Origin of the sequence: Tunicatimonas sp., from assembly GCF_049647865.1 — a bacterium.
GTDB lineage: Bacteria > Bacteroidota > Bacteroidia > Cytophagales > Cyclobacteriaceae > Tunicatimonas.
Genome location: NZ_JBARYM010000063.1, coordinates 1 through 10,129, shown reverse-complemented (window position 1 = coordinate 10,129; position 10,129 = coordinate 1). Strand labels below are relative to the sequence as shown.

General features: G+C 45.3%; 13 protein-coding genes. 3 read left to right on the top strand and 10 right to left on the bottom strand.

The window, feature by feature from the left end:
- The 7 genes from WBA23_RS02390 to WBA23_RS02360 form a co-directional block, all read right to left on the bottom strand.
- A partial coding sequence (locus WBA23_RS02390) for a hypothetical protein (RefSeq protein WP_424580644.1) occupies window positions 1-280 on the bottom strand: 280 nt, incomplete at its 3' end.
- 1 nt (window position 281) lies between these two features.
- A complete protein-coding gene (locus tag WBA23_RS02385; protein ID WP_424580643.1) occupies window positions 282-689 on the bottom strand; it encodes a hypothetical protein in 408 nt (135 codons plus the stop codon).
- Window positions 690-768: 79 nt separating this feature from the next.
- Window positions 769-1,185, bottom strand: coding sequence for a type II toxin-antitoxin system VapC family toxin (locus WBA23_RS02380; protein ID WP_424580642.1), 417 nt, complete (start codon window positions 1,183-1,185; stop codon window positions 769-771).
- On the bottom strand, window positions 1,182-1,427 hold the full coding sequence (locus tag WBA23_RS02375; RefSeq protein WP_424580641.1) for a DUF6364 family protein: 246 nt from the start codon (window positions 1,425-1,427) through the stop codon (window positions 1,182-1,184). The genes WBA23_RS02380 and WBA23_RS02375 overlap by 4 nt, the downstream gene beginning before the upstream one ends.
- A 57-nt stretch (window positions 1,428-1,484) precedes the next feature.
- The gene (locus WBA23_RS02370) at window positions 1,485-3,068 is read right to left on the bottom strand and encodes a hypothetical protein (protein WP_424580640.1); all 1,584 of its coding nucleotides are present in this window, start codon (window positions 3,066-3,068) and stop codon (window positions 1,485-1,487) included.
- Between the two features lie 107 nt (window positions 3,069-3,175).
- The gene (purE, locus tag WBA23_RS02365; protein ID WP_424580639.1) at window positions 3,176-3,703 is read right to left on the bottom strand and encodes a 5-(carboxyamino)imidazole ribonucleotide mutase; all 528 of its coding nucleotides are present in this window, start codon (window positions 3,701-3,703) and stop codon (window positions 3,176-3,178) included.
- Complete coding sequence (locus WBA23_RS02360; RefSeq protein ID WP_424580638.1) at window positions 3,700-4,839, bottom strand: 5-(carboxyamino)imidazole ribonucleotide synthase; 1,140 nt, start codon at window positions 4,837-4,839, stop codon at window positions 3,700-3,702. Before WBA23_RS02360 ends, purE begins: the two co-directional genes overlap by 4 nt.
- 40 nt (window positions 4,840-4,879) lie before the next feature.
- Here WBA23_RS02360 and WBA23_RS02355 point away from each other — a divergent pair, with 40 nt between their 5' ends.
- Window positions 4,880-5,452: an outer membrane beta-barrel protein gene (locus WBA23_RS02355; protein ID WP_424580637.1), complete on the top strand. Its 573-nt coding sequence runs from the start codon at window positions 4,880-4,882 to the stop codon at window positions 5,450-5,452.
- Between the two features lie 84 nt (window positions 5,453-5,536).
- Window positions 5,537-6,976 carry a sulfatase gene (locus tag WBA23_RS02350; protein WP_424580636.1) on the top strand — a complete coding sequence of 480 codons (1,440 nt, stop codon included), beginning with the start codon at window positions 5,537-5,539 and terminating at the stop codon, window positions 6,974-6,976.
- Between the two features lie 20 nt (window positions 6,977-6,996).
- On the opposite strand, the gene WBA23_RS02345 is transcribed toward WBA23_RS02350, so the two are convergent.
- Window positions 6,997-7,470, bottom strand: a complete 474-nt coding sequence (locus tag WBA23_RS02345) for a DUF4126 family protein (RefSeq protein ID WP_424580635.1) — start codon at window positions 7,468-7,470, stop codon at window positions 6,997-6,999.
- Window positions 7,471-7,677: 207 nt separating this feature from the next.
- Here WBA23_RS02345 and WBA23_RS02340 point away from each other — a divergent pair, with 207 nt between their 5' ends.
- A complete protein-coding gene (locus WBA23_RS02340) occupies window positions 7,678-8,160 on the top strand; it encodes a DinB family protein (RefSeq protein ID WP_424580634.1) in 483 nt (160 codons plus the stop codon).
- Window positions 8,161-8,241: 81 nt separating this feature from the next.
- On the opposite strand, the gene WBA23_RS02335 is transcribed toward WBA23_RS02340, so the two are convergent.
- Both WBA23_RS02335 and WBA23_RS02330 read right to left on the bottom strand, forming a co-directional pair.
- Window positions 8,242-9,132, bottom strand: a complete 891-nt coding sequence (locus WBA23_RS02335; protein WP_424580633.1) for a PorP/SprF family type IX secretion system membrane protein — start codon at window positions 9,130-9,132, stop codon at window positions 8,242-8,244.
- A 17-nt stretch (window positions 9,133-9,149) separates the two neighbouring features.
- Window positions 9,150-10,129: gliding motility-associated C-terminal domain-containing protein (locus WBA23_RS02330; protein WP_424580632.1), on the bottom strand; the 980-nt coding region annotated here is incomplete at its 5' end.

Genomic DNA, 10,129 nt, shown 5'->3' with positions numbered 1-10,129 from the left:
TTAATTCAGGACTTTTCAGACTAGTTTGGGTAACTGGTATAAAGTAATAAGAGTTTGCGGTATCTAACCACTCTATTCCGCCCAAAGAAACTATCTGCTTTCTTAGTCCTTTCTTAGTTAATTCACTAGCCTGTTCATCCGGTAGAAGAACATCCCTATCGTAGTCTGCTCGGTGCCAAAAGCTCTGACTAATCAGGTAGAGCGCATATCCGAACACAAAAACCCCCAGAGTGATAAATATAGCTAGGGCAATACGGTTATATTTCCGAATAAGACTCATGTTACTGAGGAATAGGAGTGGTAGAACTGTTAGTACTCCACCAGCGAATACCGAATGAAAAAAGTAAGCAGAATGCTAATGCCCACAGGAAATTGACTAGACTAAACGTATAGTACTCCGAGCTATAAGGGTCTTCTTCGTAGAGCACACTGATTTGGTTATAACTGATAATGTAGGCTACCGCAAAATTAATCACCCCAATTACCAGTATGTAGATTAGCCAATGAAACCAGCGATTGAAGCGCGGGTGATTGATCACGTAGTAATAGACGGCAACCAGCCCTAGAGCTGTCAGTAGGAGAGTCCAGCCAATGGGGATGTACAGTTGTTCATTATACAGATCGTCCGAAAAATTCTCAAGATAAAAAGCACCCCAGCCTTCGTAAATGGGAGCAAAAAAATCGTTCATACACCTGTTTTTTATAATTGGTTTTAGGACTTAGGCTTTGGGGATTGGAAAAAAGCTACATAAAACTAATTCCCAAAGCCTATTTCTTTCCTGATAGATATTCTTTAGCAGTTAAAACGGGTACTTTAGCACTTTTGAAATCCTTCTTATTCCTGGTTAGAATTATGTTTATGTTATTTTGTAATGCTGAATAGTACTGAAGCCCGTCCTCCAAGTCGGTGAACTTATCATCGTTCAAAGCCAGCTCTACTATTTTACTGTCTAGGCTCAATATCTCAACCAGAACCTTGAATTTCCTCAAAATTTCCCTAGCCTCTTTTCGCGATTTCTGCTTTGAAATCACATAGTTTGTATTGGCAAGGGTCAATGAAGAAATTGCCAATTTCAGCTTTTTCTTATCTGACAAAGAGAACAACTCGGCGGCTTCGGTATAAAACTCCTTTCGCTTGGCAAGCAGGTCAATGACAATATTGGTATCTACTAAAACCCTATTCATTTATACTTCTCAATCAGGTATTCTGAGTAGGCTTCCTTTTCATTGAATTGGGTGGGCGGGTCTATTACGCCACTCAAACTCTCAACTAAAGGGGTGATTTTTGATGGTTCCTGATTCTTCTTAATTAACGTTGTCAAATAGGATTCGATAAGCTTTGATAGACTAACATTGTTAGACCTAGCATACGTCTTTGCTTGCTCAATAATGTTTTGGTCAAGACTTAATGTGAGTTTTTTATCCATTATTGCGCTACTTTACGTATAAATATAAGCGATTTTTACGTAAAACGATAAGCATTGTCACCGTTTCACTGATACGGTCGCCGTAAAGTAGGCATCCTGATTATCGAACACTTGTTCGTACGCCTCTTCTACTCCTTCTATCAGATACAGGAGGCCAAATGTTTGTTTTTGCTGTTCTTCGTTGCGCTGAATACGAGTATCGCTGGTTGAGCTAGTATTCACTACCCAAGCCGGAGTCTGCTTTAGCAATGCGATTGACAAGTCTGGATAATTCGTTTGTTCGGTACTTACTAGTAGTACATGACTCGCTTTTCCATCAATTAGTGCCTGATCCCGGGGGTGAACTCGCTCAATTTGTTCAGTGCGAATGATACTATCTAGTTGGTAGCCTTCCACCTGATAATTATACGGATCAGTCAGGTAACTTTCTTCAGCGGGAATGGAAGTCAAATTCATCGCTACTGCAAAGCTAAACTGGTTGGTTTCCCCCCGGCGGCCGGTTTCTACCTTTTCAATACCCCGTACGTAGTCCGCACTAGCGTAGTCTCGATCGGTACGAAATGACCCAGTATTTAGGGTGTTACTCAGTACCGTATAAAACGGAGGTTCCGATGCTGATCCGTCGGACAGTAAGTAGCTGGTCTGGTAACCATCTAGCCCGGAGAAGTCAATCTGTTGCCTTAGTGACTGTAACGCTTCGTTCGGCCCCATCACCCAGATATAGTAGGGGCGAACAACACCGTTTAAAGAAAGCGGACGGTCATTTTTGTCGTAGTAACTGCCGGTGAACGCAGAGCTTAATTTGATAATGTAGGTGCTAAAGGGCGACTGCGCTAACTGCTGCCGGAATGTGTTGTACAAACTTATTTTTTGGTTATTTAATAGCTCTTCGGTATTGCTACCCTTCACCGAAAAGATAAAGTCCGAGATCAACACGCTTACTTCCCCTTGGCCCGCCCGACTTGCTACTTGGGTAAGAATCTTATTCAGATCACTGTTGCCTCGGTTTCCGCCCCGCTGCTGAAATTCCTGGGGTTCCAAATCACTAATGAACTGGGAAACATCCTGCTGGTAGGGAATGGGCCGAGAATTGATGTAGTTCAACGCTAGGGTATCGGCCCAGTAGTTGAGGTCTACCAGCATCCGGTAGATGGCATCCTCGAACTGAGTATTACCCCGCACGTAACCATCCATACTCCCGGAGTTTTCCAGATATACGGAAGTGGCGTAGGTACTCTTAGGTGATTCCTTTGAAGGAGTTTCTTGCGCTGGAGCAGGTTCTTCTTGCTGGGGCAAAGCTGTATCTTGTCGTTCTGGGTCGTAGGAGCAGGAAGTTATACCTACTATTATTGCTACAATCAGCCAGTAGGGTAGATTGAGCTTAAAGTTGCTTAAATAACTTCTCCAATTCCCCCTAGCCCCCTTTAGAAAAGGGGGAATAGTATTAGTGCGTATTTTGGTTTTATTGATGTTTTTACTTTTCTGAAACAGATTTTCTCGCTCAAGTAGAAATACTTCTGAAGCAATAGAATCAGTTCGAGATTTTCCCCCTTTGGAAAAGGGGGCTAGGGGGGTATCCTCAACAGTCTCGCATCTAATACAATAGATTGCTTTTTGACATAGATCAAGTGTTCGCGACAATCTAAAAAAATTAGCGAAATTAGAATGATTTTTAAAATGATGCGATAGACGGATGTTGCTCAATCGTAGGTTAGGTATAGGTGGTAAACGAGTCTACAATGTAAAAATTACGAACCAAAACCGATTTTGTTCCCTCGGTAGCCGTAGTTCTCTACTTGCTCCGCCGATTCTTCTACTTTTTCTTTCAGCTCCTTTTTATAAGCATCCAGCTTTTTAGCAATTACTTTATCGGTAGCCCCCAAGATTTGGGCCGCCAAAATTCCGGCATTCTTAGCCCCGTCCAAAGCCACCGTTGCCACTGGCACTCCGCCCGGCATTTGTAGAATAGAAAGCACCGAATCCCAGCCATCAATGGAATTGCTAGATTTGATCGGTACCCCGATCACCGGCAACGAAGTAAGGGAAGCAACCATTCCGGGCAGATGCGCCGCGCCGCCCGCTCCAGCAACAATTACCTTAATACCGCGCTTACGGGCTTCTTCAGCGTACTTTACCATGCGGTGAGGCGTGCGGTGGGCCGATACAATGCTCACCTCGTGCGGAATTTCCTGTTCTTCTAGAAACTTGATAGCTTCTTGCATTACGGGCAAATCGGATTTGCTGCCCATGATAATACCGACTTGGGGTTTACTCATGCGATTACTTTTAAATGGTTTTTGACAAACTGCACCTTTTCTTTCAATCGATCCAGGTTTTGATCCAAAATGGTTACGTGCCCCATCTTACGGAACGGCTTAGTCAGCTTTTTTCCGTACAAGTGCACATTTACACCATCAACAGCTAATACCTTATCCAGTCCATGATACTGCGCATCGCCAGTGTAGCTATCTTCGCCCAGCAAATTAACCATTGCCGCCGGAATAAGCGTATCGGTAGCCCCCAGCGGTAAATCTAAGATGGCCCGCAAGTGCTGGGCATACTGAGAAACCATATTTGCCTCAATAGTTTGATGGCCACTGTTGTGCGGGCGGGGAGCTACTTCGTTAACGAGGATTTCCCCGTCGCGCGTTAGAAACATTTCTACTGCCAGTAGGCCCGTCATGTTTAGTTCCTCAATCACTTTTTTAGCCAAATTAGTCGCTTTTTGCTCGGTTTCAGCACTGATATCTGCGGGGGCGAAGAGGTACTCCACCAGGTTGTGTTCAGGATGAAAGACCATTTCGGTAACGGGAAACGTCTCTATTTCACCGGACGAGTTACGGGCTACAATCACCGCGAGTTCTTTCTCAAAGTCAATCAGTTTCTCTAGCAAGCCCGGTTGATCAAATCCCTTCGCAATATCTTCGGCAGACTGAATTTTCTGCACTCCCCGCCCATCGTAACCGGCTCGCCCCAGCTTTTGCACTGCGGGAAACATTTCCTGATGCTGCTCTAAATCGGATTGTTGATCAGTAAGTACAAACGGGGCGGTGGGAATGTCATGTTTCTTATAGAACTTCTTTTGTTCCCGTTTATCCTGAATGAGCGCGATCACACTTGGTTCGGGATACACCGTTATGCCATCATCCTGCAGCTTTTGTAGGGCTTCGGTACTTACGTTTTCGATTTCAATAGTTACTACGTCGCAGCTTCGGCCAAATTTATAAACAGTACTAGCATCGGTTAGCGACCCCTGCGTAAACTTCGTGGCAATATCACGACAGGGAGCACTGGCATCAGGGTCAAGCACGTGTACATCAATATTCAGATCAATGGCGGCCTGAATCAGCATTCGCCCCAATTGTCCGCCGCCAATAATGCCTAAGGTTGTGTTTTTATAAATTGTGGACATTTCGCTTTTCTTTCCGCAAAATTACGGGTTTCTTTCGGTTATGCGATACGCTATCCTATTTCTCTGCTGCTTCACTTATTCATTGGCAGTTGATGCTCAAAGTTTTGATGCCTACGTCGAGCTGGGAATCAATGCTTCGCAGATTGACGGTGACGAACTAGCGGGATATAATCAGCCGGGGTTGCGATTAGGAGCCCACGTGGCCTTACCGCTAGATAGTGGTTGGCTGGTTCGCACCGGAATGGTGTACAGTGGTAAGGGTAGCCGCCACGGAGAGCGCGATCCGATTTTTCAGATTCTACGAGTAAATTATCTGGAACTTCCAATAGTCGCCCAGTATGCATTATTGAAACAAGTATCGCTTACGGCTGGATTTACCGCTAATTATCGGATTCAGGCCCGAGTAGACGGAGGGGGAGGATTTGAATCTATTCGGGACCAGTTTCGGGATTTCGACGTATGCTATACTGCCGGAGTCATGTATCAACCGTTTGACAACGCAGCTTTTTCGATAAGCATTATTAATGGATTGTTTAGTGCCAGTTCGGTAGACTTTTTTCGCAATCGTAGTTTGGCGTTTTCACTATTTTATGAGTTGAACACTGGAAAATAAAAAATTACAAATGACCGTTGCACAATTAAAAATTGATTGTAGTGAAATTTTCGGTTTGTAGTTTTTCATTCGTAATTTATCCTAATGAATTACCTTCTCTTCTTCAGCTTTTGGATGGCTATTTCGCTTTTTCCGATGTCCATCTATGATAAGTTACCTCAGCATCAGAGTGTAGCGGATCAGCCCAATATTTTATTTATTGCGGTAGATGATCTACGACCCGAACTGGGCTGCTACGGAAAGCCAGTAATAATTTCTCCAAATATTGACCGCTTGGCCAGTCAAGGCACATTATTTAACCGGGCGTATTGTCAGATTCCGGTGTGCGGAGCTTCCCGAGCAAGCTTGCTGACGGGCTTGCGGCCTAACCGTAATCGCTTTTTAGGTTATGACACGTGGGCGGATAAAGACGCTCCGCAAGCAGTAACATTACCGCAGCACTTTAAAGAAAATGGATACTACACTGTTTCTAACGGCAAAATCTTCCATCATCAGGACGATAAGCTGGAAAGTTGGAGCGAACTACCTTGGCGCCCTCGTAACCTTGATAGTAACTGGCGGGATTATGCCACCGAAGCGGCTCAGCAGATTGTTGCCGATCATGGTAACGGACGCGGCCCCGCCTTTGAGCGAGCTGATGTGCCGGACACGGCCTACTTCGATGGTAAAATTGCGGCGAAAGCCATTCGGGATCTGAAGCGATTAAAGGAGCAAGATCAACCATTTTTTCTGGCAGTTGGCTTCTTGAAACCGCATCTTCCGTTCAACGCACCAACGAAGTACTGGGACTTATACGACCCCAGAGACCTCCCCGAAGCATCCAATCCGTTTGCTCCGGAAAATGCCCCGGATGCGGCGTTACATGAGTTTGGTGAACTACGCAATTACGCCGGAATTCCTACTAAAGGAACTGCCTTGAGTGAACGTATGGCCAAGCTAATGGTACATGGCTACTACGCCTGCACCAGCTACACCGATGCTCAAATCGGAAAGTTGTTAGATACTCTGGAAGAACTAGAATTAGCTGATAATACGATTGTAGTGCTGTGGGGCGACCACGGTTGGAACTTGGAGGAACACGGCCTGTGGTGCAAACACTGCAACTTCGAGACTTCGCTTCGCGCTCCGCTAATGATTAAAGCGCCGGGTTTACCCGCCGGGCAACGTACCGAAGCTCTTACGGAGTTTGTTGATATATACCCCACGCTTTGTGAATTGTCCGGACTAACCCAGCCGGAGCAACTAGAAGGGCAAAGCTTAGTGCCGATACTTTCTCAATCCGGTACACCGGGCAAAGAGTACGTATTTAGCAAATACCATGAAGGGTTTACGGTAAAAAATGATCGCTACCGCTACACCGAATGGAGCCAAGAAGACGGCGAGATTTACGCCCGAATGCTGTACGATCACCAGCAAGATTCGCTAGAAAATGTAAATATTGTAGATCAGTCCGGAAACGAAAGTATTGTTGAGGAGTTACAACAGCAGCTTTATCAAACGTACCAGGCAGATTTTTCCGAATAGGCAGCCGAGTAGCTTACGAATTATCGAGCAGTATATTTGTTGCCTACTTTAATAGCCAGTGTATCTTCTAATCCCGCCCAAAGTACATCCGGTAGTTTCGTTTCTTGCGATAGCTTGCTGCGTAAGTAGTAAAAAGCGTAGGCCGATGCCAATGCACTCGATGCTCCCAAACCTCCCCCCAACCAACGATTCTCGCGTGAAACGATCGCCAAAGTTACCCCTACTAATGCACCCGACATTCCCCGGCCAACTAGTCCGGCAGGCTCGGTACGATTAGGTGTCATCGGTAGCTTATCTCCGATTAGCTCACCAGCAGCGAGTACCTTAAACGTAGCCGCGGTTGATTTGGACTGCATGAAGCGCAGATTAGTGCGCCGCAGCCGTCGGGATGGACGCTTTTTCAAAGTCCTGCTAAGCAAGGCCGGAGCCAACATGGTCCGCATTCCGGCAACTGCCCCCAATCCAATAATCTGACCTAATACGCGAGTTCTCATAGTTACAAATCGTTAAAGAATTAATCTGTCGGAGTTATAACCCGAAAGAGGCCAAATGTTTTAGTACGGGAGAACAAACACCAGCAGTACTTGCGCATTCTAGAGAGTGACAAATGATAAATGGTAGGTAATCTCTACTGTTTTTGTACAAATGTTGGTAGCACAATTTGCTTTTGAACCCATTATTCTCACAAATGACTAATTCTCATGCACCAACCATTAGATACTCAGTTACGGCAGCAATTGGTCAAACATTTGGAAGGAGGAGAAGCTTTTGCGCCGGTAGATACTTTCGCTCGAGAGATTCCATTCGAGCAACTAGGCGTGGTACCGGATAACGTACCGTATTCACTTTGGCAGCAATTTTGTCATCTGCGCTACGCTCAGCTCGACATTCTAGACTTTTGTCGTAATCCTAACTATACCGCCGTAAAGTGGCCGGATGACTACTGGCCAAATGAACCAGCCCCTAAAAATCAGCAGAAGTGGGATGCTACCATGAACGCTTATTTTTCCGAGAGAAGCGAATTGGTGGAGTTGATCACGGATTCAAAAAACGATTTGAGTAAACCCATTCCCCACGGCGAAGGCCAGACTTTGCTCCGGGAAGTATTGCTGGTGATTGAGCATACTGCCTATCATACCGGGCAGATGTTAGTGATCCTACGCTTGCTAGGAGGGTATGAGTAGCTTCGGTAAATGATGCAGTAGGTTTTACAGTTGTTACTTTTATTTCCTTGCAACACATAGCCGGCTAAAAGTAAGTTGTAACTACTGCTGCTTTTTGCCAAATTTCACGCCCAGTACAATTTCGTGACTATCGTTCGGTAAATTGGCCGATACTGAGGAAAAACTGTAGAGGTAATTTACATTGAACATCTTGCTTATATCAATACCTAAAAAAGCAGTAGCTCCGTAGTCTTGCCGGAATAGTCCCCCCGCCCAAATCTTACTACGATAGTCTAATTTTAACCCACCCTCAATTTGGTCCGCAAAATTGCCGTAGTGGTGATAGAAAATAGTAGGAGTGATTTTCCAGTCAGTACTGTACCGATAGGTATAGCTAACTGAGCCAATCAGGTAATCCCAAGGCTGATGATTTTGGTCTGGTTCAACTACTGAAGTGGGAGCTAATAGGTTGGGCAAGGATAGTCCTGCTTTCCAATTATCGTGCGTATAGGCCAACCCAGCACTACCCGTAAGATTGATTTCGTTTATCGCCACCGAGGCTACGGCTGGGTCATTGGGATCATCTAGTGCCTGAGCGTTAAAATTAAGATGGTCAAACCCAACAGAAAGGCCAAAGGAGAGAAAGCGTTTTTCCTGTAAAGTTACTTTATACGAGGCTCCCGCTTGGGTCATAAGGCGATTAAACGGGCCCTGGTGAATATTAATAATTTGACCAGCCATGCTTAGACCGTCTGATACGGGCATATCAAAGGTAGCCGTAGCCATGGTCGGCGCTCCGTCTACGTTGAGCCACTGGGTTTTTACTCCCACAAAAAGCTGACGAAAACCACTGTGCCCCGCCCAAGCGGGGTTGTAAATGTACGGATTGAAGTACGCCTGGTTTTGTACCGGATTTACCTGCGCTAAAACAGCTGGTGTAAATGACAACCAGATAAATAGCAGGACAATTATTTGAGTAAGAGTATGTTTCATAAGTATTTAGGTAATTTTTAGCGGATAAGGGTGATAAATCCAGTCTTACGAACGGGAGTTCCTAGCTTGTCCGCTCCAGCAATAGAGTAGTAATAGGTACCCGACGGAAGAAGGTTATTATGCCAAGTCCCACCCCAGTCTTGTTGATACTGTTGAGACTCATACACTACTTGTCCAGCTTGGGTAAAAACGGTAATGATGTAGTTTTGCAATTGCTGAATGTTATCAATCCGCCAAGTATCATTACGTCCATCCCCGTTGGGGGTCAAAGTATTAAATGGATAGATACTATCTTCAGCATTGTTTTCAGTAGCGTCGGAAGAGGGAGGTTCCGGACAGGCCACATCATCTACCCGAAAGCAGGTGCTATTGGGAATAAAAGCAAGTTCTACCGGATCTTCATTGGCCGATTCCCAGACCTTTTGCTGCCAGGTAGCCAAATAAACATCGGGGGCACTAAGCGTATCGCCCGCTATATTATAGGGTAATTGTTGAATAGCATTATCAGTGGTTATCATTTCACCCCGGTCGGTAGTAGCCACAAAAGCCACTCTGCCTTGCCCCACTGCAATACGGTTAAATTGTCCGCTTGCCCGATTGCTCTCGGCAAAAGCGCCCCATAAGTAGCGAGTATCCATGTCGGGAGAAGTCATCAGTACGTATAAGTCGCCACCGCGGTATGGCTCAATCAGGGTTCCGTTTACGTTAAACACGTCCCGGTCTTGGAATTGAGAAGCCGATTTTCCTACCAAGTAAATATTTCCGTCGTCGTCTACCTCTAAGTCGCCATCTTTTACGCGGTGCGTATTGGTTTTGCCATTGCCTAATCGGCTATGGAAAAACTTACCCTTTTGAACTACACCATCGGTAGGGTTGATCCGAGACAAAAACGTGATATGGCTGGGGCCACTAGAATTAGTTCCGTCGGTAAAGAAGTCATTATTCTGATCAGCGACTTTGGTCTTCAAGTCTTTTCCGTTGTAAGCAAATATGCTAA

Bases quoted from the DNA above. Each gene is read 5' to 3' on its own strand.
- WBA23_RS02380 (WP_424580642.1), bottom strand. From the start codon at position 1,185: ATGAATAGGGTTTTAGTAGATACCAATATTGTCATTGACCTGCTTGCC.
- WBA23_RS02350 (WP_424580636.1), top strand. From the start codon at position 5,537: ATGAATTACCTTCTCTTCTTCAGCTTTTGGATGGCTATTTCGCTTTTT.
- WBA23_RS02335 (WP_424580633.1), bottom strand. From the start codon at position 9,132: ATGAAACATACTCTTACTCAAATAATTGTCCTGCTATTTATCTGGTTG.
- WBA23_RS02345 (WP_424580635.1), bottom strand. From the start codon at position 7,470: ATGAGAACTCGCGTATTAGGTCAGATTATTGGATTGGGGGCAGTTGCC.
- WBA23_RS02355 (WP_424580637.1), top strand. From the start codon at position 4,880: ATGCGATACGCTATCCTATTTCTCTGCTGCTTCACTTATTCATTGGCA.
- WBA23_RS02385 (WP_424580643.1), bottom strand. From the start codon at position 689: ATGAACGATTTTTTTGCTCCCATTTACGAAGGCTGGGGTGCTTTTTAT.
- purE (WP_424580639.1), bottom strand. From the start codon at position 3,703: ATGAGTAAACCCCAAGTCGGTATTATCATGGGCAGCAAATCCGATTTG.
- WBA23_RS02360 (WP_424580638.1), bottom strand. From the start codon at position 4,839: ATGTCCACAATTTATAAAAACACAACCTTAGGCATTATTGGCGGCGGA.
- WBA23_RS02375 (WP_424580641.1), bottom strand. From the start codon at position 1,427: ATGGATAAAAAACTCACATTAAGTCTTGACCAAAACATTATTGAGCAA.
- WBA23_RS02340 (WP_424580634.1), top strand. From the start codon at position 7,678: ATGCACCAACCATTAGATACTCAGTTACGGCAGCAATTGGTCAAACAT.